Here is a 24,511-nt window from a genome sequence, read left to right as displayed (position 1 = left end):
CGAAGGCACAAGTCGCGCTCACAATCCCCGTGAAACCGTTAACTACTTCCCAGTTCAACTTAACCTCTTCATCTCCGCAATGTTTTGTTGCAGCGTGCACAATCTTGAGCGACGAAAGAACAAGAAAGCCGTAGCGAATCTGCGCACGTGCTTATGTAATTTTACCCTGCTGTGCCGAAAAGTAGTAAGCAACGATACTCCCCAGCAGCGTGGCGCTAAAAGCCAAAATCTGCGAAAAATAGGGACTACTGAGTATGGCTGACACGAAAACCCCACCGAGCAAGGAAAAAATGATGGCGATTGCCAGCAATGGTTTTATTCGTTTATTCATCCTCTCAGTCCGGGGTTCGGCTTGACCCAAACCGTTGCATGTCCCGCAGGCGATTCCATACATTTCCTTGCCCTTTAACTCATTCGCTTTAATGCAAGCTAAGCAAGACTGACCCTCTTTTCCTGTAGTGCAAGTGCCTGTTTCGCCACAGTGAGCACAAGGGTATAGATTCGCTCTAATATGCTGATCCACTAGACCTCCCGTTTAGTATGCAACGCCCGGCTCACGCTCCGGTCTAAAGCCGCGAAGCGTCAGAGAAATGGTAAGCGGACACCCACCGCCTCGGGCCGCGTGACTGTCCAGAACCCGCCGCTAAGTTAACTGTAGCTCTTGATGCCGGGACCGCACATTTTTCTCGGTTCAGCTAGAGGGGAGCAGGTCACCGGTTCTTCTCCGTTTGTTCTTTCTGAACCTCGAAACCGAGACAGATCTATTTTCAGTGACTCAAATCGGCTCGGAGCCATTGGAGAAGTCGATAAAATAAATCTGTCCCGGTTTTTCCGGGGCGAGAGAGTCAATGACCTGCATCGAGTCCCGCAAGAGTGTATTTTTTTGTAAAGCGCATGAAAACAGCCACACCTCCCAACATGCTCGCGTCTATAATCCTACCAGCAATTCAATCAGGGGCAGTTAGTCATGAAAGCAGGTGCAATGCTGGTGCTGATGGCCTTACTTGCCGGCTGTGGAGGAGGCTCCTCTTCGAGCGATTCGCAGGAAGACGGCTCCCCCGAGGCCATTTCCGATCCAATCACTGAAGGCTCCTGGTATCGGCCAACGCCACTGGTGACCTGGCAGTGGCAACTGCAGGGCGCTGTCAATACCGGCTATCCCGTGCAAATCTACGACATCGATCTATTTGATAACGATGTATCACTAATACAATCCATACAATCGACGGGCAAGAAAGTGATCTGCTACTTCTCCGGGGGTTCCTATGAACAATGGAGAGACGACGCAGAGGACTTTAATCCAGCAGACCTGGGTCATTCTCTCGATGGCTGGGAGGACGAACGCTGGCTGGATATCCGTAGCACGAACGTTCGCGACCTGATGGCAAAGCGGCTCGATATAGCGGTCAGTAAAGGCTGCGATGGTGTCGAGCCCGACAATATGGATGGGTATATCAACGATCCCGGATTCGATTTCACCGCCTCGGATCAGCTCGCCTACAACCGCTGGATGGCCAACGAAGCCCACAGCCGCGGACTTGCCATCGGTCTGAAGAACGACCTGGACCAGATCAAAGATCTCGTGGAGTACTTCGATTTCGCCGTCAACGAACAATGCTTTGAATACGACGAATGCGATCTGCTGCAGCCCTTCGTTGACGCTAACAAGGCTGTACTGAATGCAGAATATCTGGATAAGTACGTGAACGATGCAATACAGAGACAGAGTTTATGCACCGACAGCGTCAACCGACAGTTCAGTACGCTAGTGCTGCCGCTGGATCTGAACGACGATTTCCGCTACAGCTGCAATTAGTGTGGATATGCAGGGAGAGGGCTGCAGGTTGCGAATAGCGGTTCTCCAAACTGCCCCCAAACTGCATGGGCACCCACATCCTCCTTGGCTCTAGCGCTCAATGCGCAAATCGCGTACTGTTCGGATATACAGTTATTCTGCAGAAGGAACTGCAACTTGCCCCGGTCCCGTAAAACCCAAGTGGCTCTGAGCGCCACGCCCTACTACCACTGCGTCTCACGCTGTGTCCGCCGAGCCTTTCTCTGCGGCAAGGATACATTGACGGGACAGGACTTCTCCCACCGTCGGGCCTGGATTGAAACCAGGCTTCTGCATCTGGCTCAGGTTTTTGCCGTCGAAGTCTGCGCTTACGCTGTGATGAGCAACCATGTACACGTCGTGCTGCATATTGATCAAGCAACGGCAGAAAGATGGCCCTTTCGTGAAGTGATCGACCAGTGGCACAAGCTGTTCAAAGGCTCGTTTCTGAGCCAGCGTTATTGTCGAGGTGAACTACTGGGGCGGGCCGAGTTGAATGCCCTGCATCAGCAGGTAGAGGTATGGCGGGGTCGACTGCAGGACATCAGCTGGTATATGCGCTGTTTGAATGAGGACATTGCGCGCAAGGCTAATCAGGAAGACAACTGCACTGGCAGATTCTGGGAAGGGAGATTCAAGTGCCAGGCCTTACTTGACGAAAAAGCCCTGGCGGCATGCATGGCCTACGTGGACCTGAACCCTATCAGAGCCGGTATGGCACCCTCACCCGAAACCAGCGAGTTCACAGCAGTCCAACGCCGCATTCTGCACCGCGATGGCAACAGTACAACCCAGCCCCATGACCTACACCCCTTCGCAGGCAATCCGCGCGAAGACATGCCGAAAGGTCTTCCTTTCCGGCTGGATGACTACCTGGAACTGGTCGACTGGACAGGCCGCCAGCTGCGCGACGACAAGCGCGGCGCTGTCTCAAACTCCTTACCGCCCATTCTGGAACGCCTGGCTATTGAGCCCAAGCACTGGCTGTACATGAGCCGGCACTTCGAGAGCCGCTTTAAAGGCATGGTCGGTACAGCGTATTCGATCAAAGCAGCCTGCACGAAAATGGGCTACCGGCGCCGCACCGGGCTGGCCGACTGTAGAGCCCTGCTCGGCTGAACCTTCACTCCTCGCAAAACACTTACCAGGGCATACTTGGCGGCTAGCTGCGGCTGAAAAATGGTTCTTGGCTGTTACGGACCGCATCCCATCGCGGTTTCCCCTCTCTCGGTCTGCAAACACAACCATTGGACCATCAGTTACAGGCAACTCGGTACGGAAGCGTTCGAGCACGACTGATTGTTGAGCTCTGTTCGAGTGGGTGTCCAGCTAAGGTCGTCTGACTCAGGTTTTTGCCGTCAACATATGTGCTTATGTTCGAGTGGGTGTCCTATTTAGTTTTGCTGTTCGAGTGGGTGTCCTGTTAGTGGCTCTGTTCGAGTGGGTGTCCTGTTAGTGGCTTCGAAAATGGGCTACCGGCGCCGCAGCGGGCGGGCTGACTGTAGAGCCCTGCTCGGCTGAACCTTCACTCCTCGCAAAACACTTACCAGGGCATACTTGGCGGCTAGCTGCGGCTGAAAAATGGTTCTTGGCTGTTACGGACCGCTTTCAACTGCGATCCCCCTCTCTTAGTCCGCAATTACAACCATTAAACCATCAGTGACAGGCACCTCGGTACGGGAGCGTTCTCGCACGACTCGTTGTTGCGTTCCGTTCGAGTGGGTGTCCTATTAGCAATGCCGTTAGTTGCTTTTAATGGCAGTGGTAGTGCTGCTTGCCTGCGTGGCAGCACTGCCCTTGTGGACTGTCTTTCCGACAGCCGCCTCCATGAGCGAGAGCAGACGAAGCGAACAAAACAAGAACCAAAGTTAGCATTATTTTTTTCATGGTCATTCTCCAGGATTGAAGTGCTAGCGCACTGTTCAACCTCCCTGTCCGTTGCCCTCCAGCTTTCTTGGACACAATCGGAAGAATGTATATGAAAACTACGTAACATGCCATTCTGCCTCAAAACCGGCTTGGTGAAGTTGGTTGCTCTTTTGCAAGGCAGAATGTTGGAACCCACCTGTTCGCATGTTTGCCCCACCAATCCTTGGGCGATACTGACGAGGGGTTTCGTTAACCGCTCTTGCTGAGGTGGGTGTCCTGCTAGCTCTGTGGCAACCGCTAGCAGACAGGGCCCTACGAGCGCCTGTGCTTCTCCTCTGGGAATATTAAGACGGCCCTTCTGGCGCTTGGCCAGCACACTTCCCTGCTTCTTACCGGCTCGGCATGGGTAATCTAAAGGTGGGTGTCCACCTTAACGACTGGTGTCCTATTAGTTACTCTCGATTTCCAGTGTTTCCCTTGTCTTGATAGAAACGTCCTGTCCCTTGAAACCGATTTTCACCATCCCTAAGTCGTGTCGCCGGGCAGAATTATCTGACAAGACGGCTCGAAACAGAGTAAAAAAGGAATAATCGTTCCAGTGGTCAATGTGGAGATAAACAGAGTTTGGTCTTGCCTTGTTTAGAAGCTTTTGGCTCCCGATAACGTAAAAATCCATTGCTAATGGCGCCCCTTGATGTGCTCATATGTCTCGTTAAAAAGCTCTTTGCCTCTACCAAGCCCAAACTGCATTAATGTTTGAGCACAGGCTGGACACCCACTTCCGGTTTTTCCGGACACTTCCGGTTTTTCCGGACACCCACCTTAATTCCTCAACCGCGGCACCGATGTTGAGCTCTGTTCGAGTGGGTGTCCTGTTCGTGTTGGAGTTACGCCGCTAAATCGGCTCCGAATGCTCTTGTCGAACCTGGTTAAGAGGCGGTGCAACCGCAGGAAGGGTCCCTGTTGAGCTGTTTTAGGCTGGGTGTCCTGTTAGTATTCACTGATTGTTGCGTTCTGTTCGAGTGGGTGTCCTGTTAGCTGGAAGCTGGAGCGTTCTGGCACGACTCGTTGTTGCGTTCCGTTCGAGTGGGTGTCCTGTTAGCATGCTGTTAGCATGCGCACGACTGATTGTTGAGCTCTGTTCGAGTGGGTGTTCGAGTGGGTGTCCTGTTAGCAGTTGCTCCACTCCACCAACTGCGTCAACTGCGTGGACACCCACATTTTCCATGCCTCTAGCGCTCAGTGCGCAAAGAGTTGCTAAAGTGGGTGTCCAGCTAAGGTTTTCCTCTCTTAGTCCGCAATTACAACCATTAAACCATCAGTGACAGGCACCTCGGTACGGGAGCGTTCTCGCACGACTCGTTGTTGCGTTCCGTTCGAATGGGTGTCCTGTTAGCGTTCTGTTTTGTTTCTATCAATTACTAATTTCCTGCGGGAATTAACGTATCTATCGAGTCCTTCCGCGTACCTAAACATATTTCACAGTCCTTGGTAGCTGACGCCAATGATAAGCGGCGGCCCGACAGGGGCGTCCGGTGGAGGCAGGCTGTAACGAACTTAAATGCATTGTTAATGCTTAAAATCCTTTTCTATGCGGATTAGAGACCCACCTTGAAACATCTCTAAGGAATTTCCATACGTCATTATCAGCTGGCTTCAGATAGCTTGCCTCAGTTAAATTTTCTCCCATTTTCTCAAAGGCTTCCATTATCCAGCCGGGGCCGTGTCGACTATTAGGTATCTCTAGTTCTGGAAGCCATTGCTCTAAAGCACCAACTGGTACGGCAAAAATTCCATATTCTGCTATATTACTGATTAGCATCGATAGAGTATCTTGATGCTCAAAGGGCAGATCTTTAACACCATGCTTGTTTGGATTAAGTCTCGCATCATCAAAATACTTATTTATATTTCCTCTCAATACACCCCAGCTTTCAATTAATGACCGAGGTATATTGCAAGACTTGCATAACTCCTTAAACTCACCGCCTTTTTTAATTATATCCAAATCCACTATTGCCACTGCCGGTATCCCCATTTCTCTTAAAGGAGAAACTATTCGCCCTATTGTTTGCTTATTTTGAGCATTTATAAATAAGGTATCTCTTACTCCATCGCCACCAAACTGGTTAAGCCTTTCATTAATCTCTTGATAAAACGCTCTATCGGCGTCCGCTTCAGAAACAATTACACTCTCATGAAACATAGCACCTAAAATGCCTGTAGATCTTAATAAAGGGTTCCGCATCATTTCAGTTAGTTTTTCAGATGGCAGATGACGCGCGGTTGCTACTCCATGGTTGTAGGTCAATCTAACTATATTAACTCGTTGGCCTGACTGAATACACCCCATCACAAAGTCGGAGCTGTGTGTTGAAATAAATATCTTGCTTCCTTTTTCCTCAGCTATTTCTCCGAGTACCCTTCCGAGCTTTCTAGCTAAAGGAGGATGTAAAAAAGCCTCCGGCTCATCAATAAGAAGAACCTTATAATCTTGGCTTAATGATGCCGAAATCAATCCGGTAAACGCCTTAACTCCATCACTCATTTTTTCAATATTAGTTGCTAAAGAATGAAAATCTCTAGCCTTCTGGTCGAGCCCTTGCTCTTCGCTATTATCAACTGGTTTCTTGTCTGACAACTTTATTCTGAACTCTGTCATTCCGGTTGGATCAATAACAAAGTACTTCTCAAAGGCACTGAATGTGATGTCTCGAATTCGCTCTCGGATACTATCATCACCAAAAAGTGCCATTAAGTGATTGGTTGGCGATCTTGTTAAATCACCTGCCGGTCTCGGTTCCGTTAGTGCAAAACGCGTTTTACCATCCAGTCTTACGGTATATAGAGAAAGAAAATTCTGTGCAAAATAGTTGTAGTTATTGCGCTTCCCCTCCACGTGATTAATAACTTCTTGAAGGCTGACTTGGTTAATCGCTACCCCCGGGTTGAACAGGTCTACATTTTGAGTGAAAATATGATCATCTTGATGCATGTACCCATCTGGCTTTTCAGTTTCTTTTGAACGCAGCATCCTTAGAATTTCTTCTTTTTTATAGGCCTTAACTTCAATCTCAGATATTATTTTTCTATCAGGCTCCGGGTTCTTGCAGAGCTGCTCCACCTCCTTCAAAAGCATACTCTTGCCTGAATTGTTGGGCCCAACAAAGATATTGATCGGGCCTACATCGAGCGACAATACTGCTGATCCTGGGTTTTCGCCGAAATGTAACTTTAAATTTTTAATCATAATTAACTTAGATATTCGATGAGCGGGCTATTAGCCTAACACTCGCCATAAACGGCGCGAGGAACCAGCGTCCGGCGAGCGTAGGGACCGAATTTGATGGCGTTGCGGTACCTGGGATGGAAAACTGACAGGTCCAGCTTGTGCTCGATCAGGTAATGCACCGCGTGTTCGAAGGTGCCGGGCTGAAGCTGGTCCTGATAGTTGATAACGACCATAGCGTCTTGGTCGTAGTTGTAGTGCTTGAAGCGGGGCATGCTGACCACTCCTTGTCTGTTTGCCCAACTCTACCAAACCAACGGGCGTTTTTCGGGGTTTTTCTACAGCCTCAACGCTGAGCACAGCGGCGACCTTGGAATGGCGACGAAGGAGCCATGGAAAGGGCGTCCGGCGGCCCTCGGCCGCGTACTGCTGCGACTTGTTAATTTTAGTTTCGGGCTGCGCTGTAGCTCAGACTGAGAACCCGCCAATCAGTACCATCCCACTCCCAGGTTTCGGAGAACGCGACTACCGGCCCTTGGGATTGACCAGAAGTGGTGTACCCCTGACCAGTGACTGTGGTGCTGCCACTCGAAGCTTGAATGGTTAACTCAGTATCGTGTTTTTGCCCGCCTTGGGGAAACCAACTCCCATTACGCTTGGCTGACGAGATTGCGTCGATTTGGGATTTCTTGGATTGGACACCACGCTCGGTAGCGACGGTGAAATTGTCTGCCTGGATCCGAGCAAGGTGCTCAACGTCACCCGCGAAAAAAGCCGAGTACCAGTTTTCTCGTACTTGTTTCAGATCTTCTTGATGCATGGACTGATCCCTGTCTTTAGAAATTAACGCTAGCCAGCATGCGCGGCTACGGAATGGAGGCGAAGCCGCAATGTAGTAGACGTCGCCGTGACTGGCATTGTTAGTTGACTACAGTCTCAGGTCTTTTAGCTTTGCCTGGTATTCAACCAAGCCTTCATAGACATGGATGAAATTTCTCATCGTCACCGACGGCGCATCTACGGTCCGCGTAACACCTTTCAGATGCGTATGTGCCTCTTTGTTTCTAGCCGCTTTTAAGCTTCCCAACGCAGATATAAATCTTGCGTACTTCACTTGATCAACGTTTTTCTCAATCTTCTCAACCGACATAAGACCTACGACAAAAACAAGCATTCTTCTAAAATGCTTCTCATACTCAAATCCATATGTTGGCCTCACTACTTTATCAGCAATGTATTTTTTATTGGGCTGAACTTTTAATACGCGGTTGGCACACTTGATAACTACATCATCCATTGTTTCTTCAATCCAACCACAAAGCTCTAACATTGCAAGCTTAGAATAATAAAGCTTCATTTTCTGGCTGCCCGACGAATTGTAAAGCTTGTCGAGCTGTCTTAAATTACTTTCTATGTATGAGCGCGCAATCATATTCTGTCACTTCACCTAGAAAAAACACGTAGCGACTCATTTATTCTAGCTTCCACTTTCTCCTTTTTAGCTACACCACCACTCAAATAGTCTGTCGAAAGCGACCTTGAGCTCTTTAGGTCTTCAAACCTATCCCTCAGATCTTCTCGCTCTAATTTCTCGAGGTGGTCGATATTACTAGCAACCCCGACTAAAAGAGCTTCCAACGTTGATGAACCGATTTTATCGTTCTCATTGATTATTTTTTCATTTATAAGAACGACGGTTCTTTCAAACAACTTTAATTTTTCGTCAATAAAATCAATTTCTGGATTCCTGTTTTTTCTCATGTACTCGTTCAGGAATTTTGATAATATTCCTTTATAACTTTTAAGATCATCATAGAAGGCGAAGAATCTAAGTATCAACTCAACATGCTTAAACCTTTGATCCTCTTTGTCACCCAGCTTATTTATTTTACGCCAATACTTATTCTCGTTAATTTCTTTTAACATAGTATTGAATGTACCGCTATATATGCAATTTCTAATTTCTTGGTTGTTGAGCCTCATGCCTCCAGTATTCAACCTATGAAATATAGTAAAAAGATATTCCATGTGAGTCTTTTTGCTGTGATCACACCTAAGGACCGTTATTGGCAAAGTGAGATTTTCAAGGCTCTGATATAAAATATGGTTTGGAGAGCTTTCATCTCTAAGAGACGAAACTTTTGTACCACTTAGTCGTTTATCTATGTCTTCGAGATTTGACAGTCGCCACTCCTTATCAGTCATGAACCTTATGATCGCAGTCATGCGCTGGAGACCGTCTATCACCTGCCATTTTTGGGTTTTATAGTCTAAGCTAAAGCACATACTTGGTATTGGGAGTTGCTTGATGAGGGAGTCGATAAATCTAGTTTGTGCCGCAGATTGCCAAACCGAATCCCTTTGGAAGTCTGGAGTTATATCCAATATCTCTTTGTCGTACATCCGAAAAAGGTCGGCGCAAGACCTTAACTCATTATAAGCAACGATATCTGAAGGTGGCTGCTGATCATATTCATCATCGAAAAACAGTTCGTCTTCTTCAGTCTCGACTGATTTCTCATCAATTTCGTTCATTTTCTGTCCAATTTAGTATTTTGAAATTTTCATACACCGCCATCGGCGGCAACTAACATTTGTATACGAGCCTAAAGGGCCCCTATCTAAGCGACTGGGCACCTTCCATTAACTTCTAGTAAACCTATGCCGCAAACCGCGCCACGTCAACGCTGTCATGGCTCCGAGCGAAAAAGAGTAATCGTCTAATCGATCGCTAAGACCGATATCCCTCTAAACTACCAGCGCGCCAGTCAGTTGATTCCAAAGCAGATTTAAACCCGTTTGCGAACCCTTCCGAAATAACAGCCTCTGCGCGCGTTGTCCCAGTTGAACCCCAGTTTCAATCAGCTTAAGCTGTATATAAATACAGTACGCAAAGGAATGCCGCGATGGAAGACATCCCCAAGCCACTCCCTCCGAACCCCACCCGCTTTATGGACCGATTCCGTGCATTTATCCGGGCTCGCCACCTGGCATATCGCACCGAAAAAACTTACTGCACCTGGGTCCGTGACTTCATCAGGTTCCATGGCAAACGCCACCCGCAAACCATGGCAGGGCCGGAGGTTGATGCCTGGCTCAGCTATTTTGCCAACGAACGTCAGGTCTCCATTAATACTCGGAAGACGGCCCTGAAGGCGGTGGTGTTTATGTCTCATCAGTTTTTGGAACAGAAGCTCATGGGCCACAGCGACCTCAGCACAACCATGATCTATACGCACGTCGTCGGCACCCACGAACGCGGCGTCAGCAGCCCCCTGGATTCCAGTTCTGTTTAACCCTGCGCAGCCTTTTGCAGGACACAGCCCAAACCCTGTCTAACCCCCCACCCCATAAGTTAGAATCCCCACCCCAACCGCCAACATCGCTGCTCCCCGAGCCCCCATTCGCCATAGCAACCACAGAGCCCCATGCAAAACACCAACAACCTCTCCCACCACACCCCGATGATGCAGCAGTACCTCAAAATAAAGGTGCAGCATCCCAACGAGCTGGTGTTCTACCGGATGGGCGATTTCTATGAGCTCTTCTACGAGGACGCGCGGCGGGCGGCGGAGCTGATGGACATTACGCTGACGGCGCGGGGGCATTCCGGGGGGGAGCCGATTCCCATGGCGGGGATTCCGTACCACTCGGCGGAGGGCTACATTGCCCGGCTGGTGCGGGCGGGCCAGTCCATTGCCATCTGCGAGCAGATCGGCGATCCGGCCACCAGCAAGGGGCCGGTGGATCGGAAGGTCATGCGGATCGTGACGCCGGGGACGTTGAGCGACGATGCGTTTCTGGAGGAGCGCCAGGACAACCTGCTGGTCGCGCTCTGCCATCGCAAGAACAAGTTTGGCATTGCCTCGCTGGACATGTCCTGCGGGCGCTTTGTGGTGCAGGAGATGGAAGGCCTGGAAGCCCTGGGCGGTGAGTTGCAGCGCCTGCGGCCGGCGGAACTGTTGGTGAGTGAGGATTTTCCCTACAGCGAATTGCTCGAAGGCATGAGTGGCGTGCGCCGCCAGGGGCCCTGGCTGTTCGAGGCGGAGACCGCGCACCGGCTGCTGACCCAGCAGCTGCAGGTGCGGGACCTGACCGGTTTTGGGTGCGATGACCTGAGCCTGGCGATCTGCGCGGCGGGCTGCCTGTTGCAGTACGCCAAGGACACCCAGCGCACGGCCCTGCCCCACATACGCAAACTGAGCCGGGAGCGCCGGGAAGACAGCGTCATTATGGACGCGACCAGCCGGCGCAACCTGGAGATCGACACCAACATTCTCGGCGGGCAGCAGCACACCCTGGCCTGGGTCATGGACAAGACGGCCACCGCCATGGGTGGTCGCATGCTGCGCCGCTGGCTCAACCGGCCTCTGCGCCAGCGCGTTCAGGTCGAGCAGCGCCAGCAGACGGTCGCGGCGCTGCTGGATGGTTTTCACTACGAGCCGGTGCACGAGATTCTGAAGCAGACCGGCGACATCGAGCGCATCCTCTCCCGGGTGGCGTTGCGTTCGGCCCGGCCCCGGGATATGGCGCGCTTGCGGGATGCGTTTGCGACCCTGCCCCAGCTGCAGCAAAGTCTGGCCCAGGTTGACGATGCCGCGGTGCGGGAACTGGCCGCTACCGTCAGTGAGTATCCGGAACTGGCCGACCGACTGGAGCGCGCGCTGGTCGATAACCCGCCCGTGGTGATCCGGGACGGCGGCGTCATCCGCGAAGGGTTCGATGCGGAGCTGGACGAGCTGCGCAGCATCAGCCAGAACGCCGGCCAGTTCCTGCTCGATATCGAAGAGCGCGAGCGCCGGGAGACGGGCATTTCCACGCTGAAAGTGGGGTTCAACCGGGTGCACGGCTACTACATCGAGATCAGCCGGGCCCAGTCCGACAAAGCGCCCGCCAGCTATATCCGCCGGCAGACCCTGAAGAACGCCGAACGCTTTATCACCCCCGAGCTGAAAACGTTCGAGGACAAGGCCCTCAGTGCCAAGAGCCGCGCCCTGGCCCGGGAGAAGGGCTTGTATGATGAGCTGCTGGAGCATGTGGCGGGTTTTCTGGCGCCGCTGCAGGACAGCGCCCAGGCACTGGCGGAGCTGGATGTGCTGGCGAATTTTGCCGAGCGCGCCCAGACCCTGCGGCTCTGTCGCCCCGAGCTCAGCGATGAGCCGGGCCTGGAAATCGAGGAAGGCCGGCACCCGGTGGTCGAGCAGTTGATGAGCGACCCGTTCGTGCCCAATGACCTGCACCTGGACGCCCAGCGCCGCATGCTGATTGTGACCGGACCGAACATGGGCGGTAAGTCCACCTACATGCGTCAGGCGGCGCTGATCACCCTGCTCACCTATGCCGGCAGTTACGCCCCGGCCAGCCGGGTACGGCTGGGGCCGGTGGACCGCATATTCACGCGCATGGGCTCGTCGGACGACATCGCCGGGGGACGCTCCACATTCATGGTCGAGATGACCGAGACCGCCAACATCCTGCACAACGCCACCGAACAGAGCCTGGTGCTGATGGACGAGGTGGGCCGGGGCACCAGTACGTTTGACGGGCTCTCCCTGGCCTGGGCCACGGCCCGACAGCTGGCGTTACAGGTGCAATGCTACACCCTGTTTGCCACCCACTATTTTGAACTGACCGCCCTGCCGGATGAGGCGGCCATGGCCAGCAATGTGCACCTGACCGCGACCGAGCATGACGACAGTATCGTCTTCCTCCACAGTGTGCATGAAGGGCCCGCCAGCCAGAGCTACGGTTTGCAGGTCGCCAAGCTGGCCGGTGTTCCCCAGGCGGTTATTGATGACGCCCGCAAGAAGATGCGGGAGCTGGAGACACTGCCGGCCCAGCCTGCGACGGCCCAGGCACGCAACACCGTCAACCCTCAGCCAGCCGCCACCACGGCGGGCCACGTGCAGGGCGATATGTTTGCGTCACTGGAACCATCAGCCATTGAGCGGGAGCTACTGGCGCTGGAGCTGGACGACCTGAGCCCGCGCCAGGCCCAGGAGAAGCTCTACGCCTTGCAGCAGCGCCTGCGTCAGAAGCATTAGGGAGCCTCTGATTAACAGAGGCTCCTTAGAAACAAACAAGGTGAGAATGGCTGGCATCGCCGCGCCAGTGCTTGCGGGCCGGGGCGTCGATCCTTAAAATACCGGCTCTCATTTTTGAACTACGCCTCGCCCGTAACCTTGGCTGGAAATACCAGGATCCGATCATGACTTTTGTCGTTACCGAAAATTGCATCAAGTGCAAATACACCGACTGCGTTGAGGTGTGCCCGGTTGATTGTTTTTATGAGGGTCCGAACTTCCTCGTGATTGACCCGGATGAGTGTATCGATTGCGCCCTTTGCGAGCCTGAGTGCCCGGCGGAAGCGATATTCTCGGAGGATGAGTTGCCGGCGGGGCAGGAGAAGTTCATTGAGCTGAACGCTGAGCTCAGCCGCGACTGGCCCAACATCACCGAGCAGAAGGCGCCACCGGCCGACGCGGAAGAGTGGGATGGCAAGAGTGACAAGCTGCAATATCTGGAAAAATAATCCGGTTCGATTGCCGCACTGCAGATAAGAAAAACGGGAAGCCTGGTGCTTCCCGTTTTTGTTTTGGCTGATCGAAATTCCTACCCCAGAGTAGACGCCTCCGGTAGCGTCTGATTCCGACCCGCATCATGGGCTACAGGCTCACTTTCCCTGGCTAAACCGCAGCAAATCTCACCCAGCGTCTGCAGTGCTTTTTCCAGCGTCGGGTTCCAGGGATTGGCCGCATTGAGCCGCAGGCAGTGCTCAAAGCGGTCACTGGTTGAGAACATCTTGCCGGGATAGACGCTGATACCCGCCGCGCGGGCCCGGTGGTACACCGTTGTGCCACTGCAGTAGGGTGGCAGCTCAACCCACAATACGACACCTCCCACGGGCCGACTCACGGCCGTGCCGTCCGGGAACCAGCGCGCAATCGCACTGCGCAGGCGTTCCATGGAATCCTGATAGCGCAACCTGACCGACCGCAGGTAACGGTCGTAGCCGCCCTGCTCCAGAAAATGCGCGACCGCCATCTGCGGAATCGTCGCTGAGGCGATATTGGTGAAGTACTTCTGCTGCAGTACGGCTTCGCGGTAGCGCCCCGGGTTGATCCAGCCCACTCGCAGGCCCGGCGAGATCGTCTTTGAGAACGAGCTGCAATAGAGCACGTGCCCGGTGGTGTCGAAGGCTTTGGCCGGGCGCGGGCGCCGGTCACCAAAGGTCAGGTCGCCGTAGATGTCGTCCTCCACCAGGGGCACGTTGGCCGCCGCGAGCATGGCAACCAGTTGCTGCTTGCGCGCGTCACTCATGCGACAGCCCAGCGGATTATTGTGATTGGGCACAGCGATGCAGGCCGCGATGGGCCACTGTTCAAGGGCCAGCTGCAAACCCTCCAGGCTCAGCCCGGTAACCGGATCGGTCGGAATCTCGATAGCCCGTAACTCCAGCAGTTCCAGCGCCGAGAGAATGCCCGGAAAAGCCGGCGATTCCAGCGCAACAATGTCACCAGCGCGCGTCACCGCCCGGAGCGCGAGAATCAGCGCCTCCTGGCAGCCCGTCGTTACTACCAGCTCATCGGGACCGGTGGGACAGCCATTGCCGGTCATCCGCTGGGCCAGCTGCCGGCGCAGAGCCAGGTTGCCGGGAAAGGCATAGTCGAGCGTTTGCGCGCCCTGCCGGGCGGCCCAGGCCGTGGCCTGCTGGATTTGTCTGAAGGGGAGAAAATCCGCATGGGGCACCGCGGCGCCCAGGTGAACCAACCGCTTATCCTGCGCGGCGGACAGTAACTCCAGCGCCATCTCCTGTGCCGTTACCGGGGCGGGCCGTGGCCGGTCCTGCTGAACCAGGGGGACCGGCGACTGCGCGTGAGGATGACGCACAAAGTAGCCGCTACGCTCGCGGGCCTCCAGATAGCCGCGCGCTTCCAGTAGTTGGTGGGCCTGCAGAATCGTCGAGATGCTGACGCCGAACTGGCGGCTGAGTATGCGCACGCCCGGCAGGCGGTCGCCCGGCTGGTAGGCGCCCTGGCTGAAAGCCTGCTGAAGCTGGTCTGCGATCTGGCTGTAGAGAATAGTCATAGCTCATGCTAACTGGAATGGGCGGGGCCGGCCCGGCACAGTTGCGGGGCGGACCGACCGGTACAGTCAGCATTTTTTCGAGAGCTGTACCGGTATTTTCGAACACTAGCTGAATCTGTTTCGCTTTGCGACGTTTTCGTACAGTGGTTTCTCGAGACCGTCCCTGAAGAAAACCCGCGAGAATGAGCCAGCGAGAACGCCATGGAAAGCACCACTGCCGAACCCGTACCCAGTCAGCCATACTTTGGCGATCATAATGAGCACGCGCACAATGATGGGCTTCGCCCGGCAACGCGGCCTGAGCCAACACGCCAGACACTCTTCCCTGTGGCCGGGCAGGCTGGGATTTCGCTGGAAAGCCTGCGGGACGCTGAGAACCTGATTCGCAGCCTGGGTTTTAACGTCATGCGGCTTTCGCCGTCCCAGTGGCAAATCGACTGGCCGGATTCTGTATTGAGAATCTGGCGCTACAGTGCGGAGGAAGTCTGTCATTTCGCCCGGGACCAGGCCGGGGATTATGCGCGGCGGGCGCGGCTGAGCAGCGGCGGCGACAACTAGGCTGTTCAGATACGGTCGCCCACCCAGTGCCCGTCGATACCCTTACCACTGCCCTTACCTAAATCAGGAGTCCGTTATGCAGAGCCTGCCCATCTACCAGATTGACGCCTTCACTGATCGGCTGTTCGGCGGCAACCCCGCTGCGGTGGTGCCGCTGGAACACTGGTTGGACGAGCGGCTCATGCAGGCGATCGCCCTGGAGAATAACCTCTCGGAGACGGCATTCTTCGTCCCGGTGGATGATGGCTATGAGATCCGCTGGTTCACGCCGACGCGGGAAGTGCCCCTCTGTGGCCATGCCACTTTGGCCAGCGCCTGGGTCATATTCGAGCACCTGCAACCTACCGGTTCGCGTCTGCTGTTCCGCTCGGCCAGTGGCCCGCTTGCAGTCGAGAAACGGGCAGACGGCTGGCTGGAACTCGACTTCCCCAGCATCCCGAGTATGCCCCGCGACACGCCGCCGGAGCTGGCCAACGCGCTGGGCGTGCAACCGGAAGCCTGCTTTACCGTAGAAAAGGACGCCAATACCCTGGTACTGCTTGGGGACGAGGCGGCTGTGCGGAGGCTGCAGCCGGATATCACGGCGATCGGCGCGATGGCCGATCTGGGATTGGGCATCATCGTGACCGCAGCCGGGACGGAGTGTGACTTTGTCTCACGCTATTTCGCGCCGGCCGGCGGCATCGAGGAAGACCCGGTAACCGGCTCCACCCATTGCGTACTGGCGCCTTTCTGGGCCACGCGGCTGGGCCGCAGACAGCTCAGGGCCAGACAGGTTTCTGCCCGGGGCGGAACGCTCCACTGCGAGCTGCGTAACGTCGGGGATGAGGCGCGGGTCGCCATCGCCGGCCAGGCGGTGCCCTATCTGGAGGGTCGAATTTTTTTACCGTAGAGACTGCTACCGTAGAGGTATGCCAGCAGCAGTAGCAAGGCGCTAAGCATATCCCCAGGAATCGGTCGGTCAGCGTTTGCGGAACAGCGCAATGTTCTTGCGCGGAATCTCCAGCGTCCAGCCCAGGCGCGCGCCCATCAGGTTGAGCGTGGTGGCGCGGTAGAAAATGATGTGGGTGGGATCGCGCCGGTAGTGCCACTGATCAAACCGGTTATCGGACGTCTGAAATTCAGTCATCACCCCAACCCAGCCGCCCGGGCGCAGCAGCGCGTTAAGCATCTCGAACTCAGCCATGGGTTGGTGCAGGTGCTCCAGCACTTCGGTGCAGGTTATAAAGTCGTAGCTGTCTTCAAGCGCGGCCCGCTCGGGGGCGTAGATAGGGTCGTAGCAGCGGACAGTATGGCCGGCCTCCTCCAGCATGCGGGCCAGCGCCGGGCCGGGACCGCAGCCGAAATCCAGCCCGTGAAGCCCGGCGGGCATGCGGGCCAGCAGCGGCGTGCCCAGCCTCGCCAGGAATTCCCGGTAGCGTGGATCGTCCACGTCATTCTGGTGTTTGTCGTACTCGACTTTCTGCGCGTCCAGATCGGGCCACTGCGCAGGCGCCAGGAAGGTCGCCTCGCAAAGACGACAGCGCCAGTAGACCTTGTCCTGCAGGGTCATAAAACGGCGGATGCGCTGGGTGGTGCAGACGGGACAGCGTTCGGGGGCAGGCACATCCAGATGGGCCATCGGAACAATCCTTTGCACGGTAAATCAAACGAACTAAGGAGCCTCTGATTAACTCCTGGATCGCCTCTGGCTTTCAAAGCGGCCCTGGAGTTTATCAGCGGCTCCCTAAGCGTACGCGGCGCCAAAACCGCAACTGGCTGCTATTGTAAGGCATTGGTTCGTTTTAAAAAATGTTTCACTGCCCCTGGGGCTGCCACTCTCCGGTTTCGGTATGCCGCCAGCTTAGCAGCGTACCCAGCAGGTAAAAAACGATAGCACCGGCGCCGCACCCCATCATCACCGCGAACATGGGCCAGGCGGTACCGTCGTGCAGGATACTGACCACCACCCCCGCCAGCGCGCCTGCGCCAAATCGCATGGACCCAGCCATTGCCGAAGCACTGCCGGAAATAGCCGCGAACCGCGCCATGACCAGGGCCATGGAGTTGGCGCTGATAACACCATTGGTACCGACAAAAAGCATGACTGACAACACCACCACGGGCAGCGGCGGACGACCGATCAGCATCAGGGTAAACATGACGCCCGTCGCCACCAGCATCACACACATCGCCAGTCCAAGCATGCGGTGGGAGCCGGTACGCCGTACGAACCTATTGCCCACCACGGTAAAGGCCATCATCGCCAGGATGTTGCAGGCGAACAAGAGCCCATACTTGAGCTCGGACACCCCGTAGAGCTCAATGTAGACAAAGGGCGAGGCCGACAGGAATGACATCATGCCGCCGAAGGCGAAGCCGCTGCACAGGATGAAGCACAGCGACCGTCCGTGTCGTACCAGTGCCCCATAGTTCCGCAACAGTGTCGCCGGCCGGAACGGTATCCGTCGCGCCTTGGCGAGGGATTCACCAATCTGCAGCCGGAACAGCAGGAGCGATAGCCCGGCCAATACCGCCAGTAGCACGAAATTGGCGCGCCAGCCGCTCATTGTCAGGATAAACCCGCCAACGAGCGGCGCCACCAGCGGTGCGATGGCCATGACCATCATGACAATGCCCATGATCCGGGCAAACTCTTCATTGCGGTAACGGTCGCGGACCAACGCCGGGACGGTAACGATGATGGCGGCGGACCCGATGCCCTGCAGGCCGCGGGCCAGGATCAGCTCCGTGATGTCGGACGCCAGCGCACAAGCGATGCTGCCCAGCAGAAAAATGCCCAGCCCGGTGAACATACTGAACCGCCGCCCCCAGGCGTCGGATAACGGGCCGAACACCAACTGAGGCAAGGCAAAGCAGGCCAGGTAGACGCTGAGTGTCTGGGTTACCGCGGCCGGGGACGCGTTCAGGTCCTGGGCAATCGTTGGCATGCTGGGCAGGTAAAGATCGACTGCAAGCGGCGACAGGCCGATCAAAACACCCAGCGTAATGACGAAGCTCTTCTCAGTAGAGTGCTGGGTTTCTGTAGAGCGCTTGGTTTCTGTAGAGGACATGGGCCTTCAGCTATCTGAGGCAGTAGCGAGAAGCACTGCCAAAGGGGCTATTTTAATTAGCTTGCTATCATTAGTCACCTAAAAAACGCAGAAGGCCACCCCACTGCGCTATTGCCGCATCTTCCGACGAAGTTCTGGCGGCAGTCAAATCCTGTAACCCGGCGTTGCCCTTACCCGTTGTTGCTCAGGCTAACGCTCATAAGGCTAGCCGCGGCCCTCGCCGCCGACTTTATCCTTATCCTGCGCAGTGATCTTGTCGATAACGACATCGGGATGATGACGGCTGATCGCGGCGCTGATTTCATGCTCCCGCTGCTCGGGGACATCGACCAGCATAAGATAGGCGCCACGGCGGATGTCGTCGTTATAATCCTGCACCTTCACGTCGAGCACCGACACGCCAATCATTGAGCTTGCCCAACTGCCCAACACGGCGCCCGCCAGTCCGGAACAGATCAGAAGCACGACGATACCCGTCCAGCTCCAATCGAAATCCAGCAAAATCGCGGCGATGGCGCCCAGGATGATACCGAGGGGTGTGCCCCAGATAAGACCGCGCTTCGTCGCGTTGATAACGTCGGACGTCTGCAGGAAAGTGGCGCGGTTGACGCCCATCTCTTTCAGTTTGGCATGGTCCTGTGCCAGGACATGAACGTCGTTTTTCTTGAGTTCCAGCGCCTCAAGTTCGTTGGCAATGTTTACCGTTGTGCTGGCATCGGGAACGAGAAAGTATAAGCGTTGCATAGTGGCTCCTTGGTTTTATTGATTCCCGCCTCCTGCGGCGCGGCATCCAACGGTACAGACACGCAACGGTGCTGACACACCAGCGATGCATGATTTCGCATGCCGCTGTTCCGTATGGCAAGTCGCTACTTCTTAACGCTACTTCTCCTTGTTCTTACCGCTACGTCTACTGGCGAGGGCTGCTGGCGGGTTCAGTGAACTGTCAGACGCAGAACCCACAGCCAGCGGTGACACCACCGCTGGCTCGACAGTGTTAAACGTGTTTCCCCTCGCCCTTGCGGGCGTTTTTTCGCGCTTTTCCCTCATGGCGCCGGGCGATGACGTAAAGCACGAACCCGAGAGCACCAATGACCAGGCTGAGCGTGCCCGCCTGGCCGATGATGGGTTCGCGATCCGGCGAACCGAATATAAGAACCACCAACCCTATCAGGGTAAAAAACAATGACGCTGCCATCAGGACAAAAAGGCTTTTTCGGGGTTCATCCTTGACCACATGCTTGGGGCTATCCATAAGCACCTCCTTCTAACCGCAGTGCTGCATCCTTCTAACCGCAGTGCTACATCCTACTAACCGCAGTGCGACATCAGCTGGGGGGTGAGCCGTTCGCGTCACCCCGAGTCGCGGATGTGCCTCACACGTCCTTCATGCGGAAACCAACCTTCAGCACGACCTGATAGTGGGCGACCTTGCCGTTCTCTATGTGCCCGCGCGTTTCAACCACCTCGAACCATTCGACCAGGTCAAGGCTCTTTGAGGTCCGCGCGATCGCGTTTTCGATTGCGTCTTCGATGCTCTTCGGTGACGAACCCGCGATCTCTACTCTTTTATATACATGGTCTGACACGTCAACTTCTCCTTGTCGTTTGCTGATTACGAGTAACTGACTTATTAGACTACGGTATTTGCACCGGCCACGTTGAGTGCTTCCGCATTACGGTCAGTCAAGACTCGGGTGTTGCGAGACAGGGACGCAGCTGAACGCCGGGTACGCAAGAAGGGATTTCAGAAGGTCTCGAACTGGAGAGTCTGTATCGTTGCCGGGCTACGGCAGTGCCCGGGAACCGAACCTGGAGCAGGGGGACAAAAAAGGGTGGTCCACGCCAGCGTGGAACCAGGACAGGACACTAGACACGAAACGACAAAACCCGGCCTCAGGAGCCGGGTTCGATATCGCGGTACGGAATCAGTGCCCGCGTTTTCGCCTTACCGAAATGCTTTCGCCACCGATCCCCCAGTTGTCTGTCTCCAGCTCGTCAATAGTGACCACAGTGGTAGCGGGGTTCTTGTTAAGCACCGTTTCCAGAAGCTCGGTGACGCCCTTGATGAGCTCTGCCTTCTGATCGGCGGTGGCGCCTTCGCGGGTGATCCTTATATTGACGTAGGGCATCGAAAAACTCCTTTTTCCAGTAGACCTTTAAATCCGGAAGACCATGGCCCAAGGCGGGCCTGAGCCAGTATAGAGCGCCCTCTAAGCTGAACCAAGCCCGTCGGGAACGCGCGTCAGACCGTGAGGTAACCACCGTCGACGTTAACGCAGGTGCCAGTGGTATAGCTGGCCGCGTCGGACACCAGATACAGCACAGCGCCGGCCATCTCGTCGGGCTCGGCGATCCGATGCATGGGGATGTGGGTCATCGCCTGGTTTTTGATCGAGTCGTTCTTGGTCAGCGCGCTGGCGAACTTGGTGTCGGTTAACCCTGGCAGCAGCGCGTTGACACGGATCTTCTGCTGTCCCAGTTCCTTGGCATAGGCTTTTGTCATGGAGATGACGGCTGCCTTGGTGATGCTGTAGATGCCCTGGAAGTGGCCGGGGACCATGCCATTGATGGAAGCGACATTGACGATAGCGCCACCACCGCCTTTCTTCATGAGTTTTACGCCTTCGGCGGACATGAAGAAGTAGCCGCGGATGTTGACGTCGACTGTCTTCTGGAAGGCGCCAACATCGGTGGTTTCGATCGGGCCAAAGTGCGGGTTGGTGGCCGCGTTATTGACGAGGATATCCAATTTGCCGTGCTTCTCATCAATCTGCTTGAAGATGCTGGTGATCTGGTCCATTTCGCCGATGTGGCAGGCGATGGCCTCGGCGCTGCCACCGTCGTTGCGGATAGCCTCGGCGACGGCTTCGCAGCCATCGATCTTGCGGCTGGAGACGATGACGTGGGCGCCGTAGCTGGCGAGCGTCCTGGCGATACTCTCGCCGATGCCGCGGCTCGCGCCCGTTACCAGGGCAACCTTGTTGCTGAGGTCGAAGAGATCTTGCTTGGCCATGTTGTTCTCCTGATAGCGTTCAGTTAAGAAGGTCGAACTGGGGACCTGTTGTTCGGGATTTATTGTCTGGCAGACGCGTCCTACCGGTAGGTGACCATTTTCGCGGACTCTACTTCCAGATGGGCAATGCTGTTGAAGCCCGCCAGCGTTCTTCGGGTATTGGTGCCGGAGCCGGAGTACAGCACCCGGGTAATACCGGCATTGGCCATGACCGCATTGAGTTCCAGCGCCTGTTTGTCGTCCAGGCCCAGCAACCGTTGCACGATCACACTGATGGGCCCGCCCGAGGTGACGACGAGGGTGTCCCGCACGCCCGCTGCGGATTCAAGGGCTGTCTCCAGCCCCTGCCAGACCCGGCCGCAAAAGTGCGCCCAGGTCTCGGTGTACTCGTGGTCGAACTGACCGCTGACCCAGCGCTCCACCGATTCAGAAAAGGCCTCCTGAAACGCTTTGCGCGGCGACGGCGCACGCCCAAGGTCCGCCGCCATCTGCTGCGGATCAGCCCACTCGGGCCGGTGCCGCTGGAGCACTTCCAGATGGTCAAACTCATTAAAAGCGGCGTCGACCCGGGCTTCAGGCAGGTCGGCTTCAAAGCCTTCGGCGATTGCCTCCGCGGTTTCCCGGTGGCGCTCCAGGTCTCCCCGGAACAGCGCGCCCGGCGTCATCACCTGTTTCAGATAGCGTCCGGTAACCCGACCCTGCTGCCAGCCGTGGTCCGACAGCTTGTCGTAATTGCTGCGTCCGAAGCTGGCCTGACCGTGGCGGATAAGATGCAGCGTGGCCATCAGAGTTCACTCTTGTCGATCAGTTTCTGACAGCGCATTTCCAGGTATTTACAGGCGTGGCCGAAACCGGCGAATCGCTTGTCCTGGGTCTGGCCGTGGTAGAAACGGTAGTAGATCTGCTGGATGATCGCCGCCAGACGGAACAGGCCGTAGACCTCGTAAAAATCGAAGCGATCGACCTTGAAGCCCGACTTCTCCTGATAGTACTCGACCACTTCTGCCCGGGTTAACATGCCGCGCTGGTGGGTAGGCTGGCGCCGCATCATCTGGAACGGACCCTCGTCATCGGCCTGCACCCAGTAGGCCAGGCTGTTGCCCAGATCCATCAGCGGGTCGCCCAGCGTGGCCATTTCCCAGTCAAGCACGCCGACAATCTCGAACGGGTTGTCGGGGTTGAGGACGACATTGTCGAAGCGGAAGTCGTTGTGAATGATGCAGGTAGCCACGTCGTCGGGCATTTTTTCCTGCAGCCAGCTCATCACTGCTTCGAAATCGCCGACATCCGGCGTGATCGCCTTGCGGAAGCGGTCGCTCCAGCCATCGATCTGGCGCTTTACGTAGCCCTCACCTTTGCCGATGTTATCCAGCCCTGCGGCCTTGTAATCCACCTTGTGGAGATCGACCAGTTTATCGATGACATTGATGCAAAGCTTGCGGGTGTCCGCTTCGCTGAGATCAAGCTCCCGAGGGAAGTTCTGGCGCAGGATGATGCCTTCGAGCCGCTCCATGATGTAGAAATCAGCGCCGATCACGGTGTGGTCATCGCACAGGGCGATGATGTCAGGCACATAGGGGTAGACCGGTTTGAGCGCACGCATGATGCGCGCCTCCCGCAGCATGTCATGGGCGGACTTGGCGATCCGGCCATGGGGCGGGCGCCGCAGCACGAACGAGCGCGGACCGTAATCGATACGGTAGGTCAGGTTCGATGCCCCGCCCGGGTACTGGGTTATTTTCGGCGTGCCCGCCAGCTCGGGAAGCGCCTGCTTCATGTAGCGGTCGATTGCCGCTGTATCGAGCTCTTCCCCTTCCCGGGTGGTGACGGCCTGGTCAATCAGTGTCATGGCGTGATGTCCTGTTCAGTTCCTGCCTGTAACTTACCGGGGCCTTTCTTAAAAACGATCTGCAGAACGGTCTGACGAACTGCCTGAAAAACAATCTGAAAAGCGGCCCGGCAAGCGTAACGATACGAGAAGACGAACTAACGCTCAGCCCCCGCCGAACTTTTTTAACCAGCGTTTGCTTTCCTGGCCCATCAGCCAGTTGAACACGGGGGGCGTGTAACGCTTGATGTACCACAAGCGGCGTTCGGTCGCGTGTGGCAGCACCCAGAACTCACCCTTTTTCACCGCCCGGAAAATATCATCAGCAACGTTATCAGCGGTGATCTTCGAGCGCTTCATCAGCTTGCCCACGTTCTGCTGGATGCCGGGGATATCCGAGCGCATGGTGGCGGTCAGGTTGGTCTGGAAGAACGCCGGGCACACAGCGTGAACGCTGATGCCGCTGTCAGCCAGCTCCTGGCGCAAGGTTTCCGACAGGGCGATAACGCCAGCTTTGGAAACGTTGTAGCTGCCCATCATCGGCGCGAGCATCAGGCCGGCCATGGAGGCGATATTAACCAGGCTGCCACTACCCTGCTTTTTCATCAGCGGTGTGAACACCTTGCAGCCACGTACCACGCCGAGCACGTTGATATCGAGAATCCACTCCCAGTCTTCAAGCGTCGTGTCTTCGATACGCCCCGCTGACGCTACCCCGGCGTTGTTAACCACGACATCGACACCGCCCCACTCTTTTTCCAGCTGATCGCGGACCCGCTCCAGGTCGCTGATGCGGCGCACATCGCAGTTGATGAACTGGGCCACGGCGCCGGCTGCGTTCAGTTCTTTCTCGACTTCGGCGCCCTGTTCGGGATTGATATCGCCGATGCACACGCGAGCCCCTTCCCGGGCATAGCGAAGCGCGATGGCACGGCCCAGGCCGCTGGCACCGCCGGTGATAAATACACGTTGGGTCATGGGTCAGTCCCTGTTCGGATTCAAATGGCTGAAAAAGTGAAGCCGCCCTTTCGGCGGC

At 55.7% G+C, this 24,511-nt stretch carries 24 protein-coding genes; 7 read left to right on the top strand and 17 right to left on the bottom strand.

Translation table 11 applies throughout. From position 1 onward, the window contains the following. Window positions 1-151: 151 nt before the first annotated feature. Complete coding sequence (locus soil367_RS18900) at window positions 152-331, bottom strand: hypothetical protein (RefSeq protein WP_216642778.1); 180 nt, start codon at window positions 329-331, stop codon at window positions 152-154. Between the two features lie 636 nt (window positions 332-967). On the opposite strand from soil367_RS18900, the gene soil367_RS05055 reads away from it, so the two are divergent. After that, the gene (locus soil367_RS05055) at window positions 968-1,816 is read left to right on the top strand and encodes an endo alpha-1,4 polygalactosaminidase (RefSeq protein ID WP_246065531.1); all 849 of its coding nucleotides are present in this window, start codon (window positions 968-970) and stop codon (window positions 1,814-1,816) included. A 156-nt stretch (window positions 1,817-1,972) separates the two neighbouring features. Beyond that, window positions 1,973-2,953 (top strand): transposase, encoded by a 981-nt coding sequence (locus tag soil367_RS05050; protein ID WP_136547541.1) that lies wholly within the window; start codon window positions 1,973-1,975, stop codon window positions 2,951-2,953. A gap of 2,326 nt (window positions 2,954-5,279) precedes the next feature. Here soil367_RS05050 and soil367_RS05045 read toward each other — a convergent pair. From soil367_RS05045 to soil367_RS05025, 5 genes are all read right to left on the bottom strand, one after another. Beyond that, a complete protein-coding gene (locus tag soil367_RS05045; RefSeq protein WP_136547540.1) occupies window positions 5,280-6,953 on the bottom strand; it encodes an ATP-dependent nuclease in 1,674 nt (557 codons plus the stop codon). Window positions 6,954-6,988: 35 nt separating this feature from the next. Beyond that, on the bottom strand, window positions 6,989-7,207 hold the full coding sequence (locus soil367_RS05040) for a hypothetical protein (protein ID WP_216642777.1): 219 nt from the start codon (window positions 7,205-7,207) through the stop codon (window positions 6,989-6,991). A 170-nt stretch (window positions 7,208-7,377) separates the two neighbouring features. Continuing rightward, complete coding sequence (locus soil367_RS05035; RefSeq protein ID WP_136547538.1) at window positions 7,378-7,752, bottom strand: DUF4440 domain-containing protein; 375 nt, start codon at window positions 7,750-7,752, stop codon at window positions 7,378-7,380. 108 nt (window positions 7,753-7,860) lie between these two features. Continuing rightward, window positions 7,861-8,364 (bottom strand): endoribonuclease, encoded by a 504-nt coding sequence (locus soil367_RS05030; RefSeq protein WP_136547536.1) that lies wholly within the window; start codon window positions 8,362-8,364, stop codon window positions 7,861-7,863. Window positions 8,365-8,375: 11 nt separating this feature from the next. Then, the gene (locus soil367_RS05025; protein ID WP_136547534.1) at window positions 8,376-9,467 is read right to left on the bottom strand and encodes a DUF262 domain-containing protein; all 1,092 of its coding nucleotides are present in this window, start codon (window positions 9,465-9,467) and stop codon (window positions 8,376-8,378) included. A gap of 371 nt (window positions 9,468-9,838) precedes the next feature. On the opposite strand from soil367_RS05025, the gene soil367_RS05020 reads away from it, so the two are divergent. The 3 genes from soil367_RS05020 to fdxA all read left to right on the top strand — a co-directional run bounded on the left by soil367_RS05020 (window position 9,839) and on the right by fdxA (window position 13,464). After that, a complete protein-coding gene (locus soil367_RS05020; protein WP_136547532.1) occupies window positions 9,839-10,228 on the top strand; it encodes a site-specific integrase in 390 nt (129 codons plus the stop codon). A gap of 132 nt (window positions 10,229-10,360) precedes the next feature. After that, complete coding sequence (gene mutS / locus soil367_RS05015) at window positions 10,361-12,976, top strand: DNA mismatch repair protein MutS (protein WP_216642776.1); 2,616 nt, start codon at window positions 10,361-10,363, stop codon at window positions 12,974-12,976. Between the two features lie 164 nt (window positions 12,977-13,140). Next, window positions 13,141-13,464 carry a ferredoxin FdxA gene (gene fdxA / locus soil367_RS05010; protein ID WP_136547530.1) on the top strand — a complete coding sequence of 108 codons (324 nt, stop codon included), beginning with the start codon at window positions 13,141-13,143 and terminating at the stop codon, window positions 13,462-13,464. 80 nt (window positions 13,465-13,544) lie between these two features. On the opposite strand, the gene soil367_RS05005 is transcribed toward fdxA, so the two are convergent. After that, entirely contained in the window at window positions 13,545-15,020 is a 1,476-nt protein-coding gene (locus tag soil367_RS05005; protein ID WP_136547527.1) for an aminotransferase-like domain-containing protein, read from the bottom strand. A gap of 201 nt (window positions 15,021-15,221) precedes the next feature. On the opposite strand from soil367_RS05005, the gene soil367_RS05000 reads away from it, so the two are divergent. Together soil367_RS05000 and soil367_RS04995 are read left to right on the top strand one after the other, a co-directional pair. Continuing rightward, entirely contained in the window at window positions 15,222-15,578 is a 357-nt protein-coding gene (locus soil367_RS05000) for a hypothetical protein (RefSeq protein ID WP_136547525.1), read from the top strand. A gap of 76 nt (window positions 15,579-15,654) precedes the next feature. Beyond that, complete coding sequence (locus tag soil367_RS04995; RefSeq protein WP_136547523.1) at window positions 15,655-16,470, top strand: PhzF family phenazine biosynthesis protein; 816 nt, start codon at window positions 15,655-15,657, stop codon at window positions 16,468-16,470. A 69-nt stretch (window positions 16,471-16,539) separates the two neighbouring features. Here the strand turns inward: soil367_RS04995 and soil367_RS04990 are convergent, their stop codons facing one another. The 10 genes from soil367_RS04990 to soil367_RS04945 form a co-directional block, all read right to left on the bottom strand. Then, window positions 16,540-17,199 (bottom strand): class I SAM-dependent methyltransferase, encoded by a 660-nt coding sequence (locus soil367_RS04990; protein WP_136547521.1) that lies wholly within the window; start codon window positions 17,197-17,199, stop codon window positions 16,540-16,542. Window positions 17,200-17,374: 175 nt separating this feature from the next. Further along, window positions 17,375-18,631 carry a Bcr/CflA family multidrug efflux MFS transporter gene (locus tag soil367_RS04985; protein WP_136547519.1) on the bottom strand — a complete coding sequence of 419 codons (1,257 nt, stop codon included), beginning with the start codon at window positions 18,629-18,631 and terminating at the stop codon, window positions 17,375-17,377. Window positions 18,632-18,835: 204 nt separating this feature from the next. After that, window positions 18,836-19,375, bottom strand: coding sequence for a DUF1269 domain-containing protein (locus tag soil367_RS04980; RefSeq protein WP_136547517.1), 540 nt, complete (start codon window positions 19,373-19,375; stop codon window positions 18,836-18,838). Between the two features lie 253 nt (window positions 19,376-19,628). Further along, entirely contained in the window at window positions 19,629-19,886 is a 258-nt protein-coding gene (locus tag soil367_RS04975) for a hypothetical protein (protein ID WP_136547515.1), read from the bottom strand. 121 nt (window positions 19,887-20,007) lie between these two features. After that, window positions 20,008-20,220 (bottom strand): dodecin, encoded by a 213-nt coding sequence (locus soil367_RS04970; protein WP_136547512.1) that lies wholly within the window; start codon window positions 20,218-20,220, stop codon window positions 20,008-20,010. 339 nt (window positions 20,221-20,559) lie between these two features. Next, window positions 20,560-20,763 (bottom strand): 2-hydroxymuconate tautomerase family protein, encoded by a 204-nt coding sequence (locus soil367_RS04965; RefSeq protein ID WP_136547510.1) that lies wholly within the window; start codon window positions 20,761-20,763, stop codon window positions 20,560-20,562. A 113-nt stretch (window positions 20,764-20,876) separates the two neighbouring features. Continuing rightward, entirely contained in the window at window positions 20,877-21,647 is a 771-nt protein-coding gene (locus soil367_RS04960) for an SDR family oxidoreductase (protein ID WP_136547508.1), read from the bottom strand. A gap of 80 nt (window positions 21,648-21,727) precedes the next feature. Further along, entirely contained in the window at window positions 21,728-22,432 is a 705-nt protein-coding gene (locus soil367_RS04955; RefSeq protein WP_136547506.1) for a histidine phosphatase family protein, read from the bottom strand. Then, window positions 22,432-23,496 carry a phosphotransferase family protein gene (locus soil367_RS04950; protein WP_136547505.1) on the bottom strand — a complete coding sequence of 355 codons (1,065 nt, stop codon included), beginning with the start codon at window positions 23,494-23,496 and terminating at the stop codon, window positions 22,432-22,434. The genes soil367_RS04955 and soil367_RS04950 overlap by 1 nt, the downstream gene beginning before the upstream one ends. Window positions 23,497-23,640: 144 nt before the next feature. Next, complete coding sequence (locus soil367_RS04945) at window positions 23,641-24,453, bottom strand: SDR family oxidoreductase (protein WP_136547503.1); 813 nt, start codon at window positions 24,451-24,453, stop codon at window positions 23,641-23,643. Between the last annotated feature and the right edge of the window lie 58 nt (window positions 24,454-24,511).

Origin of the sequence: Hydrocarboniclastica marina, from assembly GCF_004851605.1 — a bacterium.
Taxonomy (GTDB): Bacteria; Pseudomonadota; Gammaproteobacteria; order Pseudomonadales; family Oleiphilaceae; genus Hydrocarboniclastica; species Hydrocarboniclastica marina.
Note: the sequence above shows the minus strand (reverse complement) of the source record. Positions and strands in the feature narration are given on the sequence as shown.